Genomic DNA, 23,860 nt, shown 5'->3' with positions numbered 1-23,860 from the left:
AAACCGTAACAGATTCCGGGTAACCCAACCGCTGCCCTAATCGGCCCTTTCACTGCCCCCGGCAAACCCGATGCGAACAGCAACCTTTCGGCGATCACCTGGGCAGACAGCGGCCCGGGCACCCTCGCGAGGAGAGTGCCCGGGCCGTGGTCGGGTCAGGCGGCGGAGGTCACCCGGTACACGTCGTAGACACCTTCGACGTTGCGCACCACATTGAGCAGGTGACCGAGGTGCTTGGGATCGCCCATCTCGAAGGTGAACTTGCTGATCGCGACGCGGTCGCCATGGGTGGCCACCGAGGCGGACAGGATGTTGACCTTCTCGTCGGCCAGCACCTTGGTCACATCCGAGAGCAATCGGGTGCGGTCGAGCGCCTCGATCTGGATCGCGACCAGGAACACCGACGAGGGCGAGGGCGCCCATTCGACCTCGATGATCCGCTCCGACTGTTCCTGCAGCGAATCGGCGTTGGTGCAGTCGGTCCGGTGCACGCTCACCGCGCCACCACGGGTCACGAACCCCATGATCTCGTCGCCGGGCACCGGCGTGCAGCACTTGGCCAGCTTCGCGACCGTTCCCGGCGCGCCGGGGATGAGCACGCCCGCGTCACCGGTGACACGCTGGCGGGAGGGCGTGGTCGACGGTGTCGACCGCTCGGCCAGCTCGTTCTCGACATCGCCGATGCCGCCGAGCTGGGCCATGAGCCGCTGCACCACGTGATGCGCCGACACCTGGTGCTCGCCGACCGCGGTGTAGAGGGTGGAGATGTCGCTGTAGTGCAGCTCGTGCGCGACCGCGGTCATCGCCTCGACACTCATCAACCGCTGCAGCGGCAGCCCGACGCGGCGGACCTCCTTGGAGATCTGCTCCTTGCCGCTCTCGAGCGCTTCCTCGCGCCGTTCCTTGGCAAACCACTGGCGAATCTTGGCTTTCGCGCGCGGTGAGACCACGAACTTCTGCCAGTCGCGGCTGGGTCCCGCGTTCTGCGCCTTGGAGGTGAACACCTCGACGACTTCGCCGTTCTCCAGCTGCCGTTCCAGCGCCACCAGGCGACCGTTCACCCGCGCGCCGATGCACTTGTGCCCGACCTCGGTGTGCACGGCGTACGCGAAGTCGACCGGGGTGGACTTCTGCGGGAGCGTGATCACGTCGCCCTTGGGCGTGAAGACGAAGATCTCCGGCGACTTCAGGTCGAAGCGCAGCGATTCCAGGAACTCTGCGGGATCGGCCGCCTCCCGCTGCCAGTCGAGCAGCTGACGCATCCACGCCATGTCGTCGACTTCGGCGGCGTCACCGGAGTGCTTGCCCTTGGTCTCCTTGTACCGCCAGTGCGCGGCGATGCCGAACTCGGCGGTCCGGTGCATGTCCTGCGTGCGGATCTGCACTTCGAGCGGCTTGCCGTCGGGGCCGACGACCGTGGTGTGCAGCGATTGATAGACGCCGTAGCGCGGCTGCGCGATGTAGTCCTTGAACCGGCCCGCCATCGGCTGCCACAGCGAGTGCACGACGCCGACCGCGGCGTAGCAGTCGCGGACTTCCTCGCACAGGATCCGCATGCCGACCAGGTCATGGATGTCGTCGAAGTCTTTGCCCTTGACGATCATCTTCTGGTAGATCGACCAGTAGTGCTTGGGCCTGCCTTCGACGATCGCGTTGATCCGCGACGCGGCCAGGGTGTTGGTGATCTCCGCGCGTACCTTCGCCAGATAGGTGTCACGCGAGGGCGCGCGGTCGGCGACCAGGCGCACGATCTCGTCGTATTTCTTGGGGTGCAGGATCGCGAAGGCGAGGTCCTCCAGCTCCCATTTGACCGTGGCCATACCGAGGCGGTGCGCCAGCGGCGCGATCACCTCGAGGGTTTCCTTGGCCTTCTTGGCCTGCTTCTCCGGCGGCAGGAAACGCATGGTGCGCATGTTGTGCAACCGGTCGGCGACCTTGATCACCAGCACACGCGGGTCGCGGGCCATGGCGATGATCATCTTGCGGATGGTCTCGGCTTCGGCCGCCGCGCCCAGGTTGACCTTGTCGAGTTTGGTCACGCCGTCGACGAGGTGGGCGACTTCCTGCCCGAATTCTTCCTTCAGCTGCTCGAGCGAGTAGCCGGTGTCCTCGACGGTGTCGTGCAGCAGGGCCGCGACCAGGGTGGTCGTGTCCATGCCGAGTTCGGCCAGGATGTTGGCGACCGCGAGCGGGTGCGTGATGTAGGGGTCGCCGGACTTGCGGAACTGCTTGGCGTGGCGTTCGTCGGCGACGTCGAAGGCGCGCTGGAGCAGGCCGAGATTGGCCTTCGGGTACAGCTCGCGGTGGACGGTGGCCAACGGTTCGAGGACGGGCTTGACCGCCGCGATCCCCCGTTGACCGGTCATCCGCCGAGCCAGCCGCGCACGGACCCGCCGAGAGGCCGAGCTGGGCACCGAGGCTGTCGGGGACTGCTTGGCGGTTTCGGGGGTCTTCGCCGGGGCACCTTGGCTTGGCGTGGCTCCGGTGGATTCCTGCCCGACCTTCGCCTCGCCGAGTTGTCGAGTCATGCCACCACCTCTCACGCTGCATTCGGACCTGTCGGCCGAGTGCTGCAACCGCCCGGGTCCTCAACTTTAGTCCCCGCACCGACCTGGTGTTCGAGTCACCAGGGTCACAGGCCTGCGGCTAATCCGCCTCTCCGCGGTTTCTGCCGGTCGTTCACGGGCAGCGTAGTGAGTTTCCGGGCCTGCGGATAGGTTGTTCGACAGGTTTTCGACGTCCCCGATGAGTTACCCATCTCCCAGCGTGATCAGTGGTTTTGTTCCGACCCGAGTCGCGGGGTCTCGCCTGAGGGAGAGTGCGTGGCGTGGCGAAGCTGTCAGCGCTCGTCGCCCGGGGTCGGGCGGGCGCGGAGACTGTGGCCGTCGAGACGGCCGGGCGGGGCGGCGAGGAGGTCGAGGACGGTGGGCGTGAGGTCCACCAGGGTGTGGGCGCTGGTCACGGTGCCGGGGGTGAAGTCGGGGCCGCGGGCGATGACGAAGTTGGCGGTTTCGGCCGGGGTCTGGCCGCCGTGGCCGCCGGTCGGGAGGTGGCCGTGGTCGGTGGTGACCAGCACGGTCCACTGTTCGCGAGGACGGGCTTGCGCGCGCTCGTCGACCGCCGCGACGATCTGACCGACCAGCGCGTCCACCCGGCGGATCGCGGCGAGATAGGCGCGGGACGCACCGCCGTGCTGGTGGCCCGCCAGGTCGATCTGGTCGAGGTGGGTGAAGATCAAATCGGGGCCGGAACGCTCGATCGAGGACACCACTTCGGCGGCGGTAGCGGCATCGGTGGCCGACTCGTCGGGATCGTCGGCGACCGGTGCGGTGGTGAGGGCGACGTCGGCGCGCCGGTCACCGGTGGCGGCGATCGTCGCGATCTGGTGCCAGGTGCCGATGGACACCGTGTGCCGAGTGGGGTCGGCCCGTTCGATCCGGGTGAACACGCTCGGGTGCGCCAGGAACGGAGTCACGTCGAATTCGTTGTCGGTGATCCCGTGCTCGGTGTCCCACACTCCGGTCAGCGCGCTCGCCCACGACGGCCCGGAAATCGTGATGTGCCCCGCGATGTTCCCCTGCGACAGCAGCCCCTGCGCGGCGAGGCGCCGCAATCGCGGTGCCTGTGCGGCGTCGGCCTTGTCGAACATCAGCCCATCGATCCCGATGACGACGACCTTGTTCACCACCTCGCCCACCCCGCGGCGCGGAGCCCCGAACGCGGCCGCCGCGTCGACGGTCGCCCCCACGTCGTCGAACGCCGCCACCGAGCCTGCCGCCGATCCCACCAGCGGAATCGTCACCAATGCGGTGACCAGAGCTGCGAGCACCTTCGCCGGAGCCGACATCTCGCGCATGTCCTCACGATGCGGGATCGATGCCGTTGCGGCGAGGCCGACGCGACGGTGTTCATCGACGTTTCATCGGCTTCGCACGCATCGGACGCCTCGCTGAACAACCCGCGAACCGCAGGTCCACCCGCGAACCGGCGATCCGAGTTCCGCTTCTTCGGTGCGCCCGCCGAAATGCTGCCGCGGGCAGGCGATCTCACCGGTGGCGACACCGAGCGCGAGTCGGGAATCTCCTTCGCCGCGGCTCAGTTCCCGTCGACGTCGAACGCCCACACCACCGCGGGCCGCCCGGTGGCTTTCACCCGGCGACGTTCACCGGTCCGGCCGAGCCCTGGAATCGCGGCGAGCGTCCGGTTGAGGTTGGCGGGGTCGGGACGAGCACCGTGCAGCGAGGTACTGAGATCGACCGCGCGGGTGGCGGGAAACTCGGTGCCCGCCAGTGCTCGGGTGAGCGTCGCGTCCTTCCAGAGGAGTCCGGCCAGCAACGCACGGCTGGTATCGACGATGCGATTGTGGTCGAACGCCAGCGGCGGGACCTCGTCGAAGCCCACCCACTCGGCGGGTCCCTCGTGCTCGGCGACCACCGCCCACATCGCGATGGCCAGCGTCGGGCCGCGCGGGTCGCGGTGTGGTTCGTCGAACGTGACGAGCTGGCCGACCGCGCCGATCGCCGCGGCCGGCACGCCGAGTTTGGTGTGGACGGCGCGCCGGGCGGCCTCGACGAGACGTTCGCCGCGGCCCAGCAGCACACCCGGTAGCGCGAGTTCGCCGGTGAACGGCTCGAACTCGCGGGGGGCGATGCCGATCCGGACGCCGCTGTCGGCATCCCAGCACCGCAGGGTCACCACATCGATCGACACAACGGATTGCTCCACGTCATCCCATCCTGCCTCGAGCTGCCCAGCTCCGGGCGCAGTGCGTTGTCACCGGCCGATACCGCGGTTCACGGTACGGATGCTCCGATTCTTCCCTGCGCACCGGCATCAGCGGGTCGGCCCCTCCGGTCGCCGGCGCGAGCGGCGACAGCGCGGTCGCGCCGATCCGGACCGTGCCCGGTCAGCACCACCGGTACCCGCAACCGCTCGGCCAGCCACGCTGCCGGGTCGGTGTCGATCGGCACGAGAATCGGTGTCGCGCCGAAGAGTTGGTCGGTGAGCTGCTGCTGGTGATCGAGATCACGCCACCGGCCGGGGACCAGTTCGGTCAGCCTGCCCGCCGGTGTCTCGTATGCCTGTGCGGCGCAGAGGGTTCCGGGCACATCGAGGTGGTTGACGACCAGCCCGTCGATCCCGCCACACACGTCGACGGCGTAGCGCAACAGGATCGGATCGAGGTGGCCCTGACGAAACGCGCCCTGGTAATGCCCGGTGCCGTTGTGCGGTTCGGGAAATCCGAGCGGTGCTTCGGTCGGCAGCGGACCCGCGCCGTGCCGGGTCATATAGGTGCGGGTGACGCCGAGAACCGCGGCGGTTCCGCCGATGTCGCGGATCATGGCGCGGGCGTTGCGGGGCTCGACCGTCGACCAGGTGGTGTGCGGGTGCAGGCCGCGCCACTCGTCGAGCAGCACACCCTGGGCGCCCTCGAACACCAATCGCCCGTCGTGTGCGATCCGGGCGAGTTCCTCCGCCCCGGTGATGCGGACGGCTCGCGCGAAATCGCGGTACATCGCCACCAGCGCCTCGATCGATTCGTACCCGTGCGCGCTGGGCCCGATGAGGTCCTCGTAGTGCGCCGCGAGCCGATCCAGTTTGGCGCGCAGCACGGCAGGCGCCCGGCAGTCTGCGACGGTCGGTGCGTCGTTCTCCAGTGCGTACCAGGCTGTTTCGCCGATACCACGGCCGCAGGAACCGTGCCGCGAAGTACCCCTCGCGTCCTCGCGCGCACGGTTCGCCGCGATGTGGATCGGTGTCGTCAGCAGGGCGCGGCCGTCGACGGCGAGCAGGCCGAGCGGATCGTGAACACCGAGCGCCGCCAGCTGGTCGGACTCGGCGGCGAGCGCGATCGGCTCGACCAGCATGTGCCGCGACAACAGGGTCGCCACCCCGGCGAACGTTCCCGATCCGAACTGCGCGAACGTGTGGTGGCGACCGTCGGCCACGACGTTGTGCGCGGCCTGCGCACCGCCGTTGAACCGCACCACGGCCGCCACCCCGAGATCGGCCTCGGGCGAGCACAACCAGTCGACTGTGGCGCCCTTGCCCGCGTCACCGAAGCCCAGATCGACGACGACGAGGTGGCGGCCACCGAACATCGGGCTCATCGCCCCGGCGGCAGGGCGCGCGGCGTCGGGCCGGGCTTCGAGCCGAGCGCTCGGCCGACCGCGTCGGCCTCGTCGCTCGATCCGACGTCGCGCAGATCGGCGAGCCCGGTGTCCAGATCGACCCGGTCCTCGCCCAATCCGATGGTGAGCGCGATCAATTCGCAGACCGCGCCGGGATCGTCGAGTTTCAGGAAGTTCTGCCCGAGCAACGCCCGCCAGTGTTCGGCGATCTCCGGATCCCGGTAGTACGACGACTGATTCGGCAGGATGTAGTACACGTGCCACCGCTGCTCGAGTTCGCGATAGATCGACTCGACGGACACGTCGCGGCGCACATGATCGCCGATCACCGCCCTGATGTGCCGGGCGGCCAGGCGAGACTTGTTCAACTCGTCGCCGATCAGGAACAGGTATCCCTTCTTGCCGCGCTTGTCCCATGCGTCCGTCGCGACATGCTCGGCGATGAAATAGGCGGCCAGTTCATAGCTTTCGGACTTCTGCCCGCCACCGCCGCCTTCGAGCAGGATCGCTCGCAGCTGTTCGTCCATCCGGTTGTCGGATTCGAACTGCCCGACCTGCAACGGCACCCGGTCGGTGTCGGCGTCGCCGATCGCACCGAACAGGACCTGCGGATCCTGCGCGTACCCCTTGTTCTTCAGCAGCCCGTGCAGTTTTCCCAGCTTGTCCTGCATGATGCGCGGCACCCGGCCCATCGACCCGGTCACGTCGAACAGCACGGCCACCGGCAGCGAGTTCCCGTGCTCGGCCGAGTCCCGGCACTCGCGCTTGCCGACTCCGAAGGGATCGAGCAGCGGATGCGCGCACCAGGTGTCATACGGCTTCGCCCGCATGTCGGCCGTGTACCCGAAATCGTCCACACCCTGTCGCGCTCGATATGCCTTCCCCGCGCGGTAGGCGGTGTCATCCCAGTTCCCGTACCCCATCCGAACCACTCCCTCTCGCCGTGATCGTTGTTTTAGTCTATTCAACCAAAACAACGATCGTCAAGGAGCTGGGGCGAATTCGTCCGAGCGGCTCAGCAGGAGGCAGTGCCGTCCGGCAGAGGCGTCAAGCGCGTAGCAACGAGAACGACACCGGGACCGGGCCTACCGCCCGGACCGGCATGCCAGGTGACGTTGTCCGAAGTGAGTGGAGCGGCGCATTCTCGACAGACGACGACGCCCTCGGTCACCTGACCGCAGTCGCGGTGAACCACCGCCAGCGGTGGCCCGTCGTCGCCGGCCAGCCAGCGGTCTCCCCACGCCAGCAGCATGGTCAGGATCGGGTAGAGATCGTGACCGCGGTCGGTGAGTACGTACTCGGTGCGGGTCGGGTTCTCCTGGTACACCCTGGTTTCCACGATCCCGTGGTCGCACAGGGTGCGAAGACGATCGGTCAGCACATTGGACGCGATGCCGAGGTCGCGACGCAGGTCCTCGAAGCGACTGATGCCGAGGAACAGGTCACGCAGGATCAGGGGAGTCCACCGCTCCCCCACAATGCCGACGGTACGGGCGATCGAACACGCGATATCGGCGAGGTCCACTTTTGCCATAGCACCGAGGATAGTCCATTGCTTTTTGCAAGTCAGCTGGATACGGTCGGGAGGCACCTGAAGAATTCGCCCTAGAGGAAGGTGTGATTCCCATGTCCGACGCCCTTGCCGATCCGGTGTCCACCGATTCGGTCGCCCGGTTCCGGCGCGCGACCACCGACAACGACATCACCGCCCTGCTCGACACCTTGACCGACGACGCCGAACTCATCTCACCGGTGTCGGGACGGCTCGTCTTCCGTGGCCGAACCGACCTCGCCCCTTTGCTCACCCTCGTCTATCGCGCGGTCAGCGATCTGCGATGGACCGACACACTCGGCACCGGCGACACCCGAGTCCTGTTGGGCGAAGCCAGGTTCGGTCCTTTTCGGATGACCGAGGCGATGGTGCTCGACCTCGATTCCGACGGCCGCATCCGGCGGATGCGCCCACATCTGCGCCCCTGGCTCGCGCTCACCGCGGTGGCGGTGTGGTTGGGCCCGAATCTGCTCCGGTATCCGGGAGCGGTGCGCCGGGCCGCGAGTTCTGGGCGGTAGCCACCGGACCGTCTTCGACCAGGCCGTCCGGGGTGAGCTCGAGCCTGCGGGTGACCCCGATGTCGTCGAGGAAGCGCTCGTCGTGGCTCACCACGATCAGCGCACCCTCGAAACTCGCCAGCGCCTGGGTGAGATGAGCCAGGCTGGGCAGGTCGAGGTTGTTGGTGGGTTCGTCGAGCATCAGCAGCCTGGGGGCCGGTTCGGCGAGCAGCAGGGTGGCCAGGGCGGCGCGCAATCGTTCGCCGCCCGACAGCGCGGCGGCCGCGATGTCGGCGTCGGCGCCGCGGAACAGGAAGCGCGCGAGCTGACCGCGGATCTGTTCCGGTGTCGCGTGCGGCGCCGCGGCGGCGACATTCTCGAACACCGTTCGCGTTTCGTCGAAGACGTCGAGACGCTGCGGCAGCAACCGCCACGACACCTTCGGCCCCTCGGCGACGATCCGACGCAGCAGGGTGGTTTTGCCGGCGCCGTTGCGCCCGGTCAACGCGATCCGCTCCGGTCCGCTCACGCGCAGATCGACCACCGGACCGTTGGCCAGCTCGACCTGCTGCAGGTCGACCACGTCCTGCCCCGGATACAACCGGGTGCCCGGGAGGTCCACGCGGATCTCCCGGTCCGCGCGCACCAGTTCCTCGGCGTGATCGAGGGTTTCGCGGGCGGAGTCGAGTTTGTCGATATGGGAGTTGCGCAGTTTGCCCGCCGACACCTCCGCGGCGTTCTTGCGCAGTCCCGCGACGATTTTCGGCACCCGCTTGTTGTCCTGCATCTTCTGCGCGAAGCGCGCCCGCCGGTCCAGTTTCGTTCGCGCGTCGACGAGTTCGCGCGCCTGCTTGCGCACATCGCTGCGCGCATCGCGAACGGCGGCGCGCGCCGCCTCCTGCTCGGCCTCGATGATCCGCTCGTAGTCGCTGAAACCACCACCGAAGGAGCGGATTTCGCCCGCGCGCAGTTCGGCGATGCCGTCCATCCGGTCGAGCAGTTCGCGATCGTGGCTGACCACGATCACGGTGCCCGCGAACTGCCGGATCACCTCGTAGAGCCGCCCGCGGGCGACCGCGTCGAGGTTGTTGGTCGGTTCGTCGAGCAGCAGCACGTCGGGTTCGCGCAGCAGTTCGGCGACCAGGCCGAGCAGCACGGTTTCGCCACCGGAGAGGGTGTCCAGGGTGCGGTCGAGGTCGTCGACCGACTTGGCGACGTAGTCGAGCCCGAGCTTGCCGAGCAGTGCGACAGCCTCGTCCTCGACCTGCCAGGACATGCCGACCGTGTCGAAGTCGGCGGGCTCGCCGGTACCGCTCTCGATGCGGTGCAGCGCGCCGCGTACCTCGGCGATACCGAGCACCGCGTCCACCCGCTGACCGGTCTGCATGCCCAGGTCCTGCCGGAGATAGCCGAGGCTGCCCGGCACGGAGATCGACCCACGCACCGGCTTCAGTTCACCGGTGACCAACCGCAACAGCGTCGATTTCCCGGCGCCGTTGCTGCCGACGAGACCGATCTGACCGGGCCCGACGGCAGCATCGAGCCCGTCGAAGACAGCGGTGCCATCCGGCCAGTGAAAGGTGAGATCGGAAAAAGAAAGAGAGGTCATGCGGATCCCCTGGAGGTGCGACGGAAACACGGTGCGCAGAATGCGGACCGTCCGAGAGCGCTACCTCAAGAAATCAACGCATGGCTCCGATCGCCGGGAACAAGACCCTTCATTGATAACACCGAGCTACCCCGACGCGCCACCCCTTTTTCCTCCTGTGAGGCCCGTCATGGAAAAGCTAGCCTGGACGCGAGTCGCCATCTCGTGGGCGAACCCGGATCGAAGGAGTGCGATGGCGACGATTGTGGTGCGCAAGGCGGCCCGGCACGATGTCGACGCGGTGGCCGAGACGCTGGCCGCGGCGTTCCAGCACGACCCGGTGATGAGCTGGATCCTGCCGGATCCGGATCGGCGAGCCGCCGGCCTGCCCCGGTTCTTCGCCACGATGGCGCGCCACCTCTTCTTACCGGCGGATGCCTCCGACCTCGCCCTGCGCCCCGACGACACGGTGGGCGGCGTGGCCCTGTGGACCCCACCGCACCATCAGAACCCGTCACCCCTGGCCGGACTTCGCACGCTGCCCGGCATCTGGCGCGCGTTCGGCCGCCGCACCCTGGCCGGCAAACAGGTGGGTGACCTGCTGAAGAAGAACCATCCGACCGAGCCACACTGGTATCTGGCGATGCTCGGCTCCGCCCCCGATGTCCGGGGCGAAGGTTACGGGAGCGCCCTGCTCCACAGCCGACTCGACCAGGTCGACGCCGAGCACGCCGTCGCCTATCTGGAATCCAGCAACCCGGTCAACGTCCCGTACTACGAACGCTTCGGCTTCGTCGTGACCGGCGAATTGCAGATCCCGGGCGGCCCGCCGCTGTGGCCGATGCTGCGGGCAGCGCGCTGAGTCAGATCTTGACGATCGAGCTCACCGGGTAGTCGCCCTGGTGCTCGCGCCCCTTCAGGAACTCGAGTTCCATCACCACGGCGGCGGCGACCACCTCGGCGCCGACCTCCTTGAACAGGGCGGCCGCCGCGGCGAGGGTGCCACCGGTGGCGAGGACGTCGTCGAGCAGCAGAATCCGCTTGCCCTCGAGGTCGACGCCGTCGGCGGGGATTTCCAGTGCGGCGGAACCGTATTCGAGCTTGTACTCGCGTGAGACGACCGGCGGCGGGAGCTTGCCGCCCTTGCGGATGGCGAGCACGCCGGTGCCGAGCGTCGCGGCGACGCCTGCTCCGAGCAGGAAGCCACGCGCGTCGACGCCTGCCACGAGGTCGGCGTCGGGGGCGATGGCGGCGAAACAGTCGATGACCGCGCGGAAGCCCACGGCGTCGGCGAACACGGGAGTGAGATCGGCGAAACGCACACCCGGCGTGGGGAAGTCGTCGTGCCAGCGGGTCAGCCGGGTGACCGCGGCGGCCGCCTCGGCGGTGCGCTCACTGGCCTGATCGTCGGACTCGACCACCGCGTGCTTGCTCATCAACCCTCTTTCATCACGTGCGCTCATCGCTGCAACACCCAGCGATCCATGTTCCAGCCGGTACCGGCCTGTGTCGGCCCGGCGATCCCGTTCTGCATCCCGTTGCCGAACGCGATGAGGCGCGGCGTCGCGAACAACGGAATGCTCGGTAGCTGCGCCCACAGCAGGTTCTCGGCCTCGGTCAGCAGGTTCAGCGTCGCGGTCGAGTTGGCTTCGCCCGCAAGCTGATCGGTGATCGCATCGTAGCGACCGTTAGCGAAGCCACCGAAATCGAGGCCGCTACCTGCCCGCAACGCGGCGAACGCGACAACACCCTCGCTCGCCCCCGCGGGCCCCGGCACCGCGCCGGTTCCGCCGAGCACCGCGTCGACCGCGCCCTCGGGCAGCTTCACCGGTGTGAAGTCGGGCGAACCCGCGTCGACGACGGTGATGCCCGCCCCGCGGCAGGTCTCGGCGATCATCGACACGGTCTGCGCGCGGCGGGCGTCGGGACCCTGATACCCGATCCGCACCGTCGGCTGTGCCGTGCCGGACGACGCCAAAGTCGCGGTGGCCGCGGGGATGTCGGCGCCGCGATACCGATCGGCGCCGCCGATCACCGCCGGGTAGTACAGCGAATCCTGCTGCACCACATGGGCGTTCAGCACTCCCGCGCCGAGTCCGTGCGGCGCGGGCTCCCCCGCCTTACCCAGCGTGTCGAACAGTGCCTGGCGCGGCACACACTGTGCGAACGCCCGGCGCACCTCCACCCGTGAGAACACCCCACCGGTGGCGAGCACGAGCTGCTCGGCGCTACGGCTCGCCACCGTCTGCTCGTCGAAACCGTCGAGCTTCAGATCCGCGACCGACCCGGCCCCGAGATCGACGACCCCGAGCGCGTTCTCCTTCGCCTTGGCGGCGAAGTCGGTGCCCTTGGGCCACACCACGATCCGCTTCGTCTCGGGCGCGTCACCCCACCACTTCTCGTTGGCGACCAGCACCAAACCGTCCTTCGCGCTGAAGGATTCGATCCGATACGGCCCCGACGACGGGAACTTCGTCAGGTCGAGCGCCCCGGCCTTCACCGTCCAGCCGCTGTTCCAGAAGTCGGCGATGCGGCCGATCACCGCGCCGTCGCCGGTCTGCAGGGCGTTCACGACGTTCGGCACGCCGACCGCCTGCGCCACCACATGGGCGGGCATCACCTCGGCCGCGGTGAACAGCGTCCGCCACGGCAGGTAGTGCTTGCCCGGCCGGAACACCACGGTGGCGTCCTTGGACCCGGGCTGGCAGTCGATCCGTTCGATCTCGTCGTAGCCCACGGTGCTCGCGGCGTCGAACAACGAGACGGGCCCACGGTCGCCGGGGCGGGTGAACTTGCCCGAGCGCGCCGACCACGCCAGCACCAGATCGTCGCAGGAGGTCTTCACCCCGTCGGAGTACACCCCGTCCGGGTTGAGCCGGTACTGCACCGTCTGCGTCTCGCCCGGCACTTCCTTGGCCGTGCCGACGTCGGTGTCGGCCACCTGCTGCCCGTCGGGTCCGGTGTAGAAGAACCCGGTCAGCACCCGGCCGAACACCGCCGCGGCGCCGCTGCTCGCGCCGAGCGTGCTCGCGCCGTTGTAGCTGGCGACCGCGGCGTCGACCGCGTACCCGATGGAAGGCACCTGGTTCTTGGTCGAGCACCCGGCCACCACGGAGGTGGTCACAGCCGCCGTGGCGAGCACGGTGATCAGTCGAATCGTGCTGCGTCGCATGATGAGACCCCCTGCTAGTCGGTCGTCAGTGCCTTCTCTGCTGCCGCTTTCCGCTCGGACGCGACCCCGTCCGCGGCGCGCCGCTGCCGGTCGGTCGCGGGCCACGGGCGGCCGAAGCGCCCACCGGAACCCGAGCGCCCGCACCGACACCGGCGCGCTTGTCCAGGACCTTCTTGGTGTGCGCGGCCACCGGACCCCAGCGTTCCTTGATCGAGACCAGCACCGGTACGGCGAGGAAGATCGAGGAGTAGGCGCCGACGATCATGCCGACCAGCTGCACCAGCGCGAGGTCCTTGAGCGTGCCGACCCCGAGCAACCACACCGCGATCACCAGCATGCCGATGATCGGCAGGATACCGATCACGGTGGTGCTGATCGAGCGCATCAGCGTCTGGTTGGCGGCCAGGTTGGCCTGTTCGGCGTAGGTGCGTTTGTTCAGGTGCAGCACGCCACGGGTGTTCTCCTCGACCTTGTCGAAGACCACCACGTTGTCGTAGAGCACGTAACCCAGAATCGTGAGCAGACCGATCACCGCGGCCGGTGTCACCTCGAACCCGACCAGCGAGTAGATACCCGCCGTCACGAACAGGTTGAAGAACAGCGACACGATCGCCGCGATGGACATGTCCCGTTCGAAGCGGATGGCGATGTAGATCATCGTCAGCAGCACGAACACCGCCAGCGCGATCAACGCCTTCTGGGTGATCTGCCCGCCCCAGGTCTCGCTGATCTCGGCGATGCTGATGGCGTTGCGGCTCACCTGTCCGGACGAGTCCTTGGGCTGGAATTCGTCGTAGAGCGCGGTCTGGAGCTGGTCGATCTGTTCCAGGTCGAGAGTCTCCGAACGCACCTGGATGGTGGCCGCGTCCCCGGAGCCGACCTTCTGCACCGATACCGGTCCGTGGCCGAGCGCCTGCGAGTAGACGTCTTCCACCTCCTGGGTGGTGACGCCCTCGGCCGCGGGGATCTGGATACGCGAGCCGCCCTCGAAATCGATACCGAGGGTGAAACCGCGCACCCCGATGCTGAGCAGCGAGATCAGCAGCAGCACCGCCGACAGCGTGTAGAAGAACTTGCGCCTGCTGACGATGGGGAAGCCGCCGGTGCCGGTGTAGAGACGTTCGAAGAACCCGTGCTTCGGGCCCTGTGTGGGCTCGTACTTGTCCAGGTTCACCGATTCCTCGGTGGGGTTGTCGTTGCTCATCGTGACATCTCCTTCGACCTGGCCTGGCCGCGTTCCCTGGCGATCTGCTGAACCGAGCCGAGTCCGTTCACCGACGGCTTGGCCCAGAACGGCGAGCGCGAGGCGAGCATCAACAGCGGTGCGGTGACCAGGTACAGCACGATCACGTCGAGGACTGTGGTGACACCGAGGGTGAAGGCGAAGCCCTTCACCTGACCGGCGGCGAGCAGGTACAGCACGACCGAGGCGATCAAGCTGACCGTCTTGCCGGACAGGTTGGTGCGCTGGGCTCGCTGCCAACCGCGCGGCACCGCCGAGCGGAAGCTGCGGCCTTCGCGCATCTCGTCCTTGATGCGTTCGAAGAACACCACGAACGAGTCGGCGGTCAAACCGATACCGATGATCAGACCCGCGATACCCGCGAGGTCGAGGGTGAACCCGATCCACCGCCCGAGCAGCACGATGATGCCGTAGACCGCGACACCGGCCGCGATGAGCGAGAACCCGGCCAGCAAGCCGAGCATCCGGTACACGAGCAGGCAGTACAGCAGCACCGCGATCAGGCCGACGGCGCCGGCCAGCAGACCCGCTTTCAGCGAGGACAGGCCCAGCGTCGCCGAGACCGTCTCCGCTTCGGAGGTCTGGAACGACAGCGGCAGCGAACCGTACTTCAGCGTGTTGGCCAGCTCGGACGCGCTGTCGGCGGTGAAGCTGCCCGAGATCGAGGTGCGACCACCCAGCTGCGGGCCCTGCTGCACCTGCGGCGCGCTGACGACCTTCGAGTCGAGCACGAACGCGACTCGCTTGTTGACGTACTCACCGGTCAGCTTCGACCAGGCGTCGGCACCGGCCGACTTGAACTCGAGGTTCACCTCGTGCCGGGCCTGCTGGGAGTTCAGGCCGGAGGTCGCGTCGGCGATCTCCTGGCCGTCGATGCGGCTCGGGCCGAGCAGGAACACCTCGGTGCCGTCCTGCGAGCAGGTGACCAGCGGCAGCGTCGGATCGTCGTTACCGGTCAGCGGGTCGGGCTTGGTGCAGTCCATCGCCGCGACGGCGACCTGCTGAACCTGCTGATCGGTGCTCTGGCGCAGCGCCTTGGCGTCGGCGATCTCCTTGGCCTGCTGCTGCTGGGTGGTGAGCCCACCGGGCGGCGGCGTCGGCGTCGGCGGTGCCTGCGCGGGGAACACCCGCGACTGCGGCGCCGGGGTGGTCGCGCCTTCGGCGGGCGGGGTCGACTCGCCGGGCACGGGCGCCGGAGTCTCCGTGGCCGCCGGCGGCGCGGTGCCACCCGGTGGCGCGGTACCGGTCGCGGGCGGAGCCGCGCCGCCTGCCTGCGGCTCGGTGGCGAACAGCACCGGGCGGATGTAGAGCTTGGCGGTGGTGGCCAGCGCGCGTGCCTGCTGGCTGTCCTCGCCGGGCACCGTGATGACCAGGTTGTCACCGTCGATGACCACCTCGGAGCCGGAGACGCCGAGACCGTTGACACGGCTCTCGATGATCTCCTGCGCCTTCTTCAGGCTGTCCTGGCTCGGCTTGTTGCCGTCGGGGGTCCGCGCGGTCAACGTGACGCGGGTACCGCCCTGCAGGTCGATGCCGAGCTTGGCCGACGGGGAATGGTCACCGGTGAAGAACACCAGCGCGTAGATCACGGCCAGCAGCGCGGCGTAGGCGCCGAGCAGCCGGAACGGATGCGCCGATCCTTGGGAAGGTGGCACAGCAGGTCATCTCCTAGGCGGGAAGTCGAGGCTGGATCGGTGGGCACAACGGTGCCCGGCCCGCAACGCCAGTGCGCCCGGGCGGGAAAAGGGACTGGTCAGTCCTTGGTCAGCCGGGTCTCGGTCTGTTCCACGACTTCCTCGACGGGGGCGTCGGTGACCTCGGGGGTCTCCTCGACCGTCTGCTCGTCGGCGCGCACCTCGCGGATCGCCTGGCGCAGCCACGTGGTGACCACGTCTTCGGCGATCTCCAGGTCGACGGTGTTCTCGTCGAGGTCGACGACGGTGCCGTACAGACCCGAGGTGGTGACGACAGCGTCACCGACCTTCAAGGCCTCCTGCATCGTCGAGACCTTCTCGGCCTCCCGCTTCTGTTTGCGGATACCGAAGAACATCGGCACGAGCAGGGCCAGGATCAGCAGCGGAAACAGGAAGTCCATCGTCGAAGTCAGTCCCTAGTCAGTGGTGGACGTGCAAGTACGCCTGACAGTCTGCCAGTTCCCCGCCGCGGCGACACACCGGACACCGACGCGCGCGTGAAACAGCCCCGGTCCGCGGGTGCGCGAACCGGGGCCGAGGGTGTTCAGGCGATGCTGCCGTAGGTGTAATCGTCGAGCGGGAAAGTGACGGCCTCGCGGTGCGCGGCGGCGGTGCTGGTCGGGCGCAGCAGTGCCGCTTCCCCGTGCTGGTTGAAGTAGTAGCTGCGCGCCGACGAGCAGTCACCACCGTAGAAGACCGAGGACCCCAGCTTGTCGGTCATCCGGTCGAGGAAGTCCGCGTTGGCTTCTTCGGTGACCTCGAAGGTCTGCTCGCCACGACGGAACAGCTCGGTGAACAACCTGCCCATGTGCTTCATCTGGGCTTCGATGGTGGTGAAGTACGACAGCCCGCTGTAGGAGTAGGGGCTGTTGAGACTCAGGAAGTTGGGGAACTTGGGCACGGTGATGCCCTCGTAGGCCTGAAAACGGTTGTCGCGCCAGAACTTTCCGAGGTTCACACCGTCGCGGCCGACGATCTCGATCGCCGGGAAGTTCACGTCCCAGAGATTGAAGCCGGTGGCCAACAGCAAGGTGTCGATCTCGGTTTTGTGGCCGTCGGCGGTGACGATGCCGTCGGGTTCCACATGGTCGATCGAGTTCGTTTCCAGCCGCACGTGCGGCTGGTTGAAGGTCTTGAAATAGGTGTTGGAGAACGTCGGGCGCTTGCAGCCGAAGTCGTAGTGCGGGGTGAGCTTGTCCCTGGTCTCGGGATCACGCACCTGCGCGAACAGGTGCGCCTTGGCCATCGCGGCGGCTGCCCGGTTCAGCGGTTTGGCCTGCTTGTAGTGCAGCACGCCGACAACCATCAGCGCCTCCAGCATGCCGGTGTTGACCAGCCGGGCCGCCTTCTGCGTGAGCGGAACCTTGTCGAACAGTTCTCGCACCACCCCCGGAATCGGCGCGTCGACCTTGGGCACCACCCAGATCGGGGTCCGCTGGAACACGGTCAGCTCGTCGACCTTCTTCGCGACCTCGGGCACCAGCTGCACCGCGGTAGCGCCGGTGCCGATGATGGCGGCCCTGCGACCGGTCAGGTCGTAATCGCCGTCCCAGTCGGTGGTGTGGATGATCTTGCCCGCGAAGGACTCGATGCCGGGGAACGGCGGTGTGTAGGGCTGGGACAGGAAGCCCGTCGCCGCGAGCAGATAGCGCGCGGTCAGGGTCTCACCGCCGGCGATCGTCACCACCCACTGCTGGTGCTCCGCATCCCAGCGCGCACCGTCGACGACGGTCCCGAACCGCATACGCCTGCGCAGATCGTATTTGTCGGCCACATGCTCGGCGTATTTCTTCAGCTCGGCGCCGGGCGCGAACAAGCGGGTCCAGCGCGGGTTGGGCTCGAAGGAATAGGAGTAGGTCACCGAGGCGATGTCGACCGCCAGACCCGGATACCTGTTCACATGCCAGGTGCCGCCCAGGTCGTCCTCCCGTTCCAGGATGACGAAATCGCGCAACCCGAGCCGGTCGAGCTCGATACCGGCACCGATGCCACCGAAACCCGCTCCGACCACGACCGCGTCGAACTGAGGTACCACGCCGAACCTCCACACTGAGATCGAGAATGCTCCAGTCCCAGAATGACACGTCATTCTGATTACAGCGAATGTAACATCGTCAAGGTGACGAAGCCACCCTCGCGAATCGACCAGCGCAAAGCCGAATTGCGCAGGGAGATCATCGATACCGCGTTCGACTGCTTCGCCGAGAAGGGCTATCACGCCACCGGAATCGCCGATATCGCCACGCGTCTCGGCATCGGGCACGGCACTTTCTACCGCTACTTCACGAACAAGCGCGACATCATCGACCATGTCATCGACGAGGTGAGCGGGCGCATCTTCGGCGCGCTCGACAACGACATGGAGCCCGAGAGCGCCGCCACCATCGAGGAATACGCCGCGCTGATCGACCGGATCAGCGATTCACTCAACCGCGTTCTGCTCGACGATCCGCGCACGGCGCACCTGTTGCTGTTCCACGCCACCGGCATCGACGACGAACTCACCGAGCGGGTGTACGGCCTTGTCGACGCCACCGAGATCCTGATGACGCGCTACCTCGAGCACGGTGTGCGCGTCGGCTACCTGCGCGCCGATATCGATACCGCCCATACCGCCAAGGCGGCACTCGGCATGATCGTCGCCGGGCTGGTCGCGGGGATGCGAACCCCTGATCCGGCATCGATGTCGGTGTACAGTCACGCCGTGCGGCGGCTGTTCATCGATGGCGTGCGCGCCGCTGCCCGATAACGAAAAGCCGTGGGATAGAAGGGCAATCCTGAGACAATGACCGCTGTGACGCCCGACGATGTGAGCCGCACCCACTTCGCCATGCCGACCCTGGGGCATCGCGGCTACCACGCAGACGAGGTCGACGCCTTCCTGGAACGAGTGTCGGCCACCCTCGACGGGCAGGGCGCGCTCACCGCCGACGACATCCGTCACGTGCACTTCGGCGCACCGCGTTTCGGCGGTCGCGGATATCAGGCCGATCAGGTCGACGACTTCCTCGACCGGGTGCGGACCGAGCTCGAACATCGCCAGAAGGGCGGCGCTCCCGTTCCGGCGGCACGGGCGGGCGACGATGTCGCCGAGATGCTCACCCCCGACGACGTGCATCGCATGCGGTTCACCCAGTCCGCCGTCGGCAGGCGCGGCTACCACGAGGAAGAGGTCGACGCCTTCCTCGACCTGGTCGCGGCGACCCTGGCCCACAACGGTCCCGGCAGCCTCACCACCGCCGATGTGCGCGGCGTCCGCTTCACCGACACCCGCCTCGGCACTCGCGGCTACGCCCGCGAGGAAGTCGACGCCTTCATCGACCTGGTGATCACGGCACTGGAACACCCCGAACGCCGACAGTGATCTCTGCGGCCGACGCCGCTGGTTTTCCCATCGGCGGCTACACCCGTTCCTACCCTTGGATGCTGTGCAGTTCGGCTTCGCGCAGGTCGTCGGGGAAAACGTAGCGGCGGAAGGCCCAGAAGCGGAACGCCATGGCCAGCAGGACGCCGAGGATCTGTCCCGAAATGAAGTTGGCGACCATCTGCACCGTCGGATCCACGTGCGGCACACGCAGATTCAGCGCGTAGAGCGACAGCGCCTGCGGGATCATGGTGACCACGATGCCCAAGGCGCTGACCGCGAAGAACAGGGCCGCTTCGTGACTGCGCTGCCGACCGCCGCGTGCGTTGAACGACCACTCGCGGTTGAGGATGTAGGAGGCGATGGTCGCGATCAGCGCGCCGAGCAGGCGGGCGGTGAGCGGCTTGTCGCCGAGCACCGTCAGTTTCACCGCGTACACGACGCCCGTGTCGATGAACCAGGTGATCGCACCGACCACGGCGAATTTCAGAAGTTCCCGGTGCTTCAAGAGCAGGGAACGCAACGGCTCGGGGAGTCGTTGCACCACCTCTAGGACTGCCACCGAATCGACAGTAGACGACGTTGCGGCGCGGTGCCCGCCCGGAGGCGCGGTATCTCAGTCGATGCGGTCGGCGCTCGGTTGCGGTTCACGTCCACGCACTTCGATGGCGCCGATGACCAGGTCGGGCGGCGGCACCAGGCCGAGATGTTCCCAGGCGCCCGCGGTCGCGACCCGGCCGCGGGGTGTGCGGGCAACGAGTCCGGCGCGCACGAGGAACGGTTCACAGACCTCTTCCACAGTGGCCGCTTCCTCGCCGACGGCGACGGCCAGGGTCGATACACCCACCGGTCCCCCGCCGAATCCACGCACGAGCGCACCGAGGACGGCGCGGTCGAGTCGGTCCAGGCCGAGCGCGTCGACGTCGTAGACCTCGAGCGCCGCCATCGCGATGGGGTGGGTGATGAACCCGTCCGCCCTGACCTCGGCGTAGTCGCGAACCCGGCGCAGCAGCCGGTTGGCGATACGCGGCGTGCCGCGCGAGCGTCCGGCGACTTCGGCGGCGGCGTCATGGTCGATCTGCACGCCGAGGATCCGCGCCGAGCGGGTGAGGATCTGCAGCAGCTCGGCGGGGTCGTAGAAGTCCATATGCCCGGTGAAGCCGAAGCGATCGCGCAGCGGACCCGTGAGCGCGCCCGAGCGGGTGGTGGCGCCGACCAGGGTGAACGGGGCGATGTCGAGCGGGATCGAGGTGGCGCCGGGGCCCTTGCCGACGACCACGTCGACGCGGAAGTCCTCCATCGCCAGGTACAGCATTTCCTCGGCCGGGCGGGCCATGCGGTGGATCTCGTCGATGAACAGGACGTCGCCCTCGACCAGGTTGGAGAGCATGGCGGCGAGATCGCCCGCGCGCTCCAGCGCGGGTCCCGAGGTGATGCGCAGGGCGGTGCCGAGTTCGCCGGCGATGATCATCGCCATGCTGGTCTTGCCGAGGCCGGGCGGTCCCGACAGCAGGACGTGGTCGGGGGTGGCACCGCGCTGACGCGCGCCACGCAGGACCAGTGCGAGCTGTTCGCGCACACGGGGCTGGCCGATGAACTCGTCGAGCGAGGTGGGACGCAGGCCGGTTTCGGCCTCGCCATCGGTGCTGAGATACCGGGCGGTGAGATCGGATTCGTCGGTCTCGGCGAAGGTGTCGAAGTCTTCGTCCACGGTCTACCTGTTCTTGCCGAGCAGGCCGAGCGCCGCGCGCAACGCCACCGAGGTGGTGGCGGCGGGTTGGTCGGCCAGGACGGCGTCGACGGCCTGTTCGGCCTGCTTAGCCGGGAACCCGAGGCCCACGAGCGCTTCGGAAACCTGTTCGCGCACCGGAGTACTCGGCGTTTCCGCACCGGGCGGACCGGTGGGGACGGCCACCTGGTTCACCTTGTCGCGCAGTTCGACGACCATCCGCTCGGCGCCGCGTTTGCCGATGCCGGGGACCCGGGTGAGGGCGGCGACATTGCTCTCGGCCAACGCCTTTCGGAGTGCTTCGGGTTCGAGCACGGCGAGCACCGCCATCGCCAGGCGAGGGCCGACGCCGGACACGGTCTGCAGCAGCGCGAACAGTTCGCGCGCTTCGGTGTCGGCGAACCCGAACAGGGTCATCGAGTCCTCGCGCACGATCATCGCCGTGTAGAGGCGGGTCTGCTCGCCGCGGGTCAGCCCGGCGAGCGTGGCCGGGGTGGCATTGAGGCGATACCCGACGCCCGCGGCTTCGATCACCACGTGATCGAGCGCGATCTCGAGCACCTCCCCGCGTACCGACGCGATCACCCGCGCACCACCTTCCGTTGTTCGGCGAGCCGTTGTTCGTAGCGCCGGCGGACCTCCTCGGCCTGTGCCTGCGCGGCCGCCATCCGGTCCATCAGCGGCGCCCGCCAACAATGACAGATCGCCAGTGCGAGCGCGTCGGCGGCATCGGCCGGTTTCGGCGCGACCTGCAAACCGAGAATCCGCGTCACCATCGCGGTGACCTGCGCTTTGTCCGCTGTACCGTTGCCGGTGACGGCCGCTTTCACCTCACTGGGCGTATGGAACGCCACCCGGATCCCGCGCCGCGCCGCGGCCAGCGCGATCACCCCACCGGCTTGCGCTGTCCCCATCGCGGTCCGCACATTGTGCTGCGCGAACACCCGCTCGATCGCGACAGCTTCGGGCCGATGCGTATCCATCCACTCCTCGGCGGCATCCGCGACAGCCATCAACCGCAACGCTAGCTCGGCGTCGGGCGGGGTCCGCACCACCCCCACATCGAGGGCGACCACCTTCCGGCCCGGTCCGCTGTCCACCATGCTGAGCCCGCACCGGGTAAGCCCCGGATCGACGCCCATCACCCGCACCGGCCACCCCTTCGAAGACACGAACAGTTGTTCGAAAGTCTAGAGCATCCTCGCGTTCCGGCCGACCAACGACACGACCCTCACGCCGGTCGCGACGGGAGCCCGAGCAGTGCCGGATCGCCGGCGTGGTCGGCCCAGACCCGGGCCGGATCCGCGACCAGCTTGCGCGTCCGCAGGTCGAGCAGGCCGCTCACATAGGACACCGTCGCGGCGACCTCACCGTCGCCCCTGGTGAGCGTGTGCTCCACCCGATAGGTCTTGCCCTGTCCCCACTCCCACCGACAGTCGACCTCGACCGTGTCGTTCGCACGCAACTCCCGCAGATAGCGAACGTTCAACTCGAGGTTGACCGGCCCCACCCCGGCCGCGAGGAAGTCCGGCACCGAGACTCCCGCCTCGGTCACGCACGCGAACCGCGCGTGGTCGGCGAACTGCTGATACGCCGAGCCGGTGACGTGCAGTTGCGGGTCGAGATCGGACACCCGAATCGGGATCCGAACCCGAAACGGCACACTGGTTTCCGTCATGCCCGCGAGTGTGCCACCGGGGTCCGACACAGTCGCGGGCCGTCGCCGAGGGACCGGCGACTACGGCGTGCTCTTCAGCCCGATCGACGGGTCGATGAACTCGTTGGTGACGATCGCGTCGGCGGCGAGGCCGTCGGGAACCTCGACTCCGCGCTTGCGCAGGATCGGGGTGACGGCGCTGATCACCCGCTCGACGCGGGCGGTGTCGAAATCACCGAGGCTGTTGTCGGGGCCGTTGCCGACGATCTTCTGGGCGAGCTGGACTTTCACCGAGTCGGTGTTGCCGCCCGCGGTCATCGGCGGACCGTCGGGAATCGTCTGGGCGATGCGCAGCAGCGCCGCGTTGACCGGTTCCGGATCGGTGATGTAGTCGATCTGGGCCTGCTGCAGCATCGGCACCAGCTTGCGCAGGCAGGGGCTGAGTTCTTCCCTGTCACCGGTGCGTACCGACCAGGCGTGCGGGTAGATCTCGTAGCCGGACTCGTGGACCAGCAACGACTTCACCGGCTTGAGCCACCCCTTCACGTCATGTTCCCACCGGTAGGGCTCGTTGGAGACGTAGCCCTGCTGCATCACTCGGCCGTGTTCGGCGACGAAGCGGCTCGGGGTGCCGTCGAAGGAGGCGTCGGCCTGATCGGGTTTCACGTCGCCGTGGGCGATCAGGTAGTCCATGAACAGCTTGCCCTCGCTGTAGACGACGGGAGCGCCGGACGCGGGAACGTCCTTCCAGGACGTGATCTGCGGGTAGGTCGCCGGATCGAACAGGACGATCTGCGGATTGACGTCGAGTGAGGCGAACACCCCGGTCACCGGGAATTTCGCCTGCGCCCGCACCGCGTCGTCGGTCGGGACGAAACCGAGGGTGATGCTCTGGTCCTGATACATCTGCGCGGGCACCGGCTGACCACCGAGGAACGGACCACCGAGGCGTACTTCGACATTCACCCCCGTGTCACCGAGCGGACCGGAGTACGCGCCCTTCTTCACATCGACCGTGCCGTTCGGCCCGACCAGCTGATACGCCGCCGCCCGTTCCGGCGTGGCGAACCAGTCCGTCTGAACGACCACGGTCGACGGGCAGACACCGGCGAGGACACCCTGCCCGGTGGGGCCGGGCACCGAGGTCGCACTGTTGCAGGCGGTCAGCACTGTGGCGCCGGCCAGCACGGCCGTGGCGAGGAGAGGTTTGCGCACCGGGAATCCTTCGGGGTC

Annotated in this window: 23 protein-coding genes; 4 read left to right on the top strand and 19 right to left on the bottom strand. The window is 67.9% G+C overall.

The genetic code is table 11. The annotated features are described in order from the left end of the window. Positions 1-155: 155 nt before the first annotated feature. The 6 genes from ACFVJ5_RS00850 to ACFVJ5_RS00825 all read right to left on the bottom strand — a co-directional run bounded on the left by ACFVJ5_RS00850 (position 156) and on the right by ACFVJ5_RS00825 (position 7,665). Positions 156-2,528 carry a RelA/SpoT family protein gene (locus ACFVJ5_RS00850; protein WP_379217784.1) on the bottom strand — a complete coding sequence of 791 codons (2,373 nt, stop codon included), beginning with the start codon at positions 2,526-2,528 and terminating at the stop codon, positions 156-158. Positions 2,529-2,839: 311 nt separating this feature from the next. Next, the gene (locus ACFVJ5_RS00845) at positions 2,840-3,856 is read right to left on the bottom strand and encodes an alkaline phosphatase family protein (RefSeq protein ID WP_379217782.1); all 1,017 of its coding nucleotides are present in this window, start codon (positions 3,854-3,856) and stop codon (positions 2,840-2,842) included. Positions 3,857-4,095: 239 nt separating this feature from the next. Then, complete coding sequence (locus ACFVJ5_RS00840) at positions 4,096-4,725, bottom strand: NUDIX hydrolase (RefSeq protein ID WP_379217780.1); 630 nt, start codon at positions 4,723-4,725, stop codon at positions 4,096-4,098. 68 nt (positions 4,726-4,793) lie between these two features. Continuing rightward, positions 4,794-6,110 (bottom strand): adenylosuccinate synthetase, encoded by a 1,317-nt coding sequence (locus ACFVJ5_RS00835; RefSeq protein WP_379217778.1) that lies wholly within the window; start codon positions 6,108-6,110, stop codon positions 4,794-4,796. Further along, positions 6,107-7,054, bottom strand: coding sequence for a hypothetical protein (locus ACFVJ5_RS00830; RefSeq protein ID WP_379217776.1), 948 nt, complete (start codon positions 7,052-7,054; stop codon positions 6,107-6,109). Before ACFVJ5_RS00830 ends, ACFVJ5_RS00835 begins: the two co-directional genes overlap by 4 nt. A gap of 92 nt (positions 7,055-7,146) precedes the next feature. Continuing rightward, positions 7,147-7,665, bottom strand: a complete 519-nt coding sequence (locus ACFVJ5_RS00825) for a winged helix-turn-helix transcriptional regulator (protein WP_379217774.1) — start codon at positions 7,663-7,665, stop codon at positions 7,147-7,149. 92 nt (positions 7,666-7,757) lie between these two features. On the opposite strand from ACFVJ5_RS00825, the gene ACFVJ5_RS00820 reads away from it, so the two are divergent. After that, the gene (locus ACFVJ5_RS00820; protein ID WP_379217773.1) at positions 7,758-8,201 is read left to right on the top strand and encodes a nuclear transport factor 2 family protein; all 444 of its coding nucleotides are present in this window, start codon (positions 7,758-7,760) and stop codon (positions 8,199-8,201) included. On the opposite strand, the gene ACFVJ5_RS00815 is transcribed toward ACFVJ5_RS00820, so the two are convergent. After that, positions 8,119-9,789: an ABC-F family ATP-binding cassette domain-containing protein gene (locus ACFVJ5_RS00815; protein WP_379217771.1), complete on the bottom strand. Its 1,671-nt coding sequence runs from the start codon at positions 9,787-9,789 to the stop codon at positions 8,119-8,121. The genes ACFVJ5_RS00820 and ACFVJ5_RS00815 overlap by 83 nt on opposite strands. Positions 9,790-10,021: 232 nt before the next feature. Between ACFVJ5_RS00815 and ACFVJ5_RS00810 the strand changes: the two genes are divergently transcribed. Then, complete coding sequence (locus ACFVJ5_RS00810) at positions 10,022-10,630, top strand: GNAT family N-acetyltransferase (protein WP_379217769.1); 609 nt, start codon at positions 10,022-10,024, stop codon at positions 10,628-10,630. Between the two features lies 1 nt (position 10,631). Here the strand turns inward: ACFVJ5_RS00810 and ACFVJ5_RS00805 are convergent, their stop codons facing one another. The 6 genes from ACFVJ5_RS00805 to ACFVJ5_RS00780 form a co-directional block, all read right to left on the bottom strand. Then, positions 10,632-11,204 (bottom strand): adenine phosphoribosyltransferase, encoded by a 573-nt coding sequence (locus tag ACFVJ5_RS00805; protein WP_378626917.1) that lies wholly within the window; start codon positions 11,202-11,204, stop codon positions 10,632-10,634. Between the two features lie 23 nt (positions 11,205-11,227). Then, positions 11,228-12,940: an ABC transporter substrate-binding protein gene (locus tag ACFVJ5_RS00800; protein WP_379217767.1), complete on the bottom strand. Its 1,713-nt coding sequence runs from the start codon at positions 12,938-12,940 to the stop codon at positions 11,228-11,230. A 25-nt stretch (positions 12,941-12,965) separates the two neighbouring features. Then, the gene (secF, locus tag ACFVJ5_RS00795) at positions 12,966-14,144 is read right to left on the bottom strand and encodes a protein translocase subunit SecF (RefSeq protein ID WP_379217765.1); all 1,179 of its coding nucleotides are present in this window, start codon (positions 14,142-14,144) and stop codon (positions 12,966-12,968) included. Continuing rightward, positions 14,141-15,838 (bottom strand): protein translocase subunit SecD, encoded by a 1,698-nt coding sequence (gene secD / locus ACFVJ5_RS00790; RefSeq protein ID WP_379217763.1) that lies wholly within the window; start codon positions 15,836-15,838, stop codon positions 14,141-14,143. Before secD ends, secF begins: the two co-directional genes overlap by 4 nt. A 98-nt stretch (positions 15,839-15,936) precedes the next feature. Beyond that, the gene (gene yajC / locus ACFVJ5_RS00785; protein WP_378988976.1) at positions 15,937-16,278 is read right to left on the bottom strand and encodes a preprotein translocase subunit YajC; all 342 of its coding nucleotides are present in this window, start codon (positions 16,276-16,278) and stop codon (positions 15,937-15,939) included. 143 nt (positions 16,279-16,421) lie between these two features. Continuing rightward, positions 16,422-17,912, bottom strand: coding sequence for a flavin-containing monooxygenase (locus ACFVJ5_RS00780; RefSeq protein WP_379217761.1), 1,491 nt, complete (start codon positions 17,910-17,912; stop codon positions 16,422-16,424). 84 nt (positions 17,913-17,996) lie between these two features. On the opposite strand from ACFVJ5_RS00780, the gene ACFVJ5_RS00775 reads away from it, so the two are divergent. Next, the gene (locus tag ACFVJ5_RS00775) at positions 17,997-18,626 is read left to right on the top strand and encodes a TetR/AcrR family transcriptional regulator (protein ID WP_379217760.1); all 630 of its coding nucleotides are present in this window, start codon (positions 17,997-17,999) and stop codon (positions 18,624-18,626) included. 36 nt (positions 18,627-18,662) lie between these two features. Next, positions 18,663-19,241 (top strand): DivIVA domain-containing protein, encoded by a 579-nt coding sequence (locus tag ACFVJ5_RS00770; RefSeq protein ID WP_378626903.1) that lies wholly within the window; start codon positions 18,663-18,665, stop codon positions 19,239-19,241. Between the two features lie 49 nt (positions 19,242-19,290). Here the strand turns inward: ACFVJ5_RS00770 and ACFVJ5_RS00765 are convergent, their stop codons facing one another. The 6 genes from ACFVJ5_RS00765 to ACFVJ5_RS00740 form a co-directional block, all read right to left on the bottom strand. Next, a complete protein-coding gene (locus ACFVJ5_RS00765) occupies positions 19,291-19,803 on the bottom strand; it encodes a GtrA family protein (protein ID WP_378626902.1) in 513 nt (170 codons plus the stop codon). A gap of 54 nt (positions 19,804-19,857) precedes the next feature. Next, complete coding sequence (ruvB, locus tag ACFVJ5_RS00760) at positions 19,858-20,952, bottom strand: Holliday junction branch migration DNA helicase RuvB (RefSeq protein WP_379217758.1); 1,095 nt, start codon at positions 20,950-20,952, stop codon at positions 19,858-19,860. A gap of 3 nt (positions 20,953-20,955) precedes the next feature. Next, positions 20,956-21,555 carry a Holliday junction branch migration protein RuvA gene (gene ruvA, locus ACFVJ5_RS00755; protein ID WP_379217756.1) on the bottom strand — a complete coding sequence of 200 codons (600 nt, stop codon included), beginning with the start codon at positions 21,553-21,555 and terminating at the stop codon, positions 20,956-20,958. Then, the gene (ruvC, locus tag ACFVJ5_RS00750; RefSeq protein ID WP_194825156.1) at positions 21,552-22,121 is read right to left on the bottom strand and encodes a crossover junction endodeoxyribonuclease RuvC; all 570 of its coding nucleotides are present in this window, start codon (positions 22,119-22,121) and stop codon (positions 21,552-21,554) included. The genes ruvA and ruvC overlap by 4 nt, the downstream gene beginning before the upstream one ends. Positions 22,122-22,201: 80 nt before the next feature. Next, entirely contained in the window at positions 22,202-22,648 is a 447-nt protein-coding gene (locus ACFVJ5_RS00745) for an acyl-CoA thioesterase (RefSeq protein ID WP_379217755.1), read from the bottom strand. A gap of 60 nt (positions 22,649-22,708) precedes the next feature. After that, complete coding sequence (locus ACFVJ5_RS00740; RefSeq protein WP_379217753.1) at positions 22,709-23,842, bottom strand: ABC transporter substrate-binding protein; 1,134 nt, start codon at positions 23,840-23,842, stop codon at positions 22,709-22,711. Between the last annotated feature and the right edge of the window lie 18 nt (positions 23,843-23,860).

The sequence above is a fragment of the Nocardia sp. NPDC127606 genome (assembly GCF_042671725.1).
GTDB lineage: Bacteria > Actinomycetota > Actinomycetes > Mycobacteriales > Mycobacteriaceae > Nocardia.
This window is presented reverse-complemented; position numbering and strand designations above follow the sequence as displayed.

Coding starts and splice junctions, on each gene's coding strand:
- ACFVJ5_RS00850 (WP_379217784.1), bottom strand. CDS start 2,528: ATGACTCGACAACTCGGCGAGGCGAAGGTCGGGCAGGAATCCACCGGA.
- ACFVJ5_RS00845 (WP_379217782.1), bottom strand. CDS start 3,856: ATGCGCGAGATGTCGGCTCCGGCGAAGGTGCTCGCAGCTCTGGTCACC.
- ACFVJ5_RS00835 (WP_379217778.1), bottom strand. CDS start 6,110: ATGAGCCCGATGTTCGGTGGCCGCCACCTCGTCGTCGTCGATCTGGGC.
- ACFVJ5_RS00830 (WP_379217776.1), bottom strand. CDS start 7,054: ATGGGGTACGGGAACTGGGATGACACCGCCTACCGCGCGGGGAAGGCA.
- ACFVJ5_RS00825 (WP_379217774.1), bottom strand. CDS start 7,665: ATGGCAAAAGTGGACCTCGCCGATATCGCGTGTTCGATCGCCCGTACC.
- ACFVJ5_RS00820 (WP_379217773.1), top strand. CDS start 7,758: ATGTCCGACGCCCTTGCCGATCCGGTGTCCACCGATTCGGTCGCCCGG.
- ACFVJ5_RS00815 (WP_379217771.1), bottom strand. CDS start 9,789: ATGACCTCTCTTTCTTTTTCCGATCTCACCTTTCACTGGCCGGATGGC.
- ACFVJ5_RS00810 (WP_379217769.1), top strand. CDS start 10,022: ATGGCGACGATTGTGGTGCGCAAGGCGGCCCGGCACGATGTCGACGCG.
- ACFVJ5_RS00805 (WP_378626917.1), bottom strand. CDS start 11,204: ATGAGCAAGCACGCGGTGGTCGAGTCCGACGATCAGGCCAGTGAGCGC.
- ACFVJ5_RS00800 (WP_379217767.1), bottom strand. CDS start 12,940: ATGCGACGCAGCACGATTCGACTGATCACCGTGCTCGCCACGGCGGCT.
- secF (WP_379217765.1), bottom strand. CDS start 14,144: ATGAGCAACGACAACCCCACCGAGGAATCGGTGAACCTGGACAAGTAC.
- yajC (WP_378988976.1), bottom strand. CDS start 16,278: ATGGACTTCCTGTTTCCGCTGCTGATCCTGGCCCTGCTCGTGCCGATG.
- ACFVJ5_RS00770 (WP_378626903.1), top strand. CDS start 18,663: ATGACCGCTGTGACGCCCGACGATGTGAGCCGCACCCACTTCGCCATG.
- ACFVJ5_RS00745 (WP_379217755.1), bottom strand. CDS start 22,648: ATGACGGAAACCAGTGTGCCGTTTCGGGTTCGGATCCCGATTCGGGTG.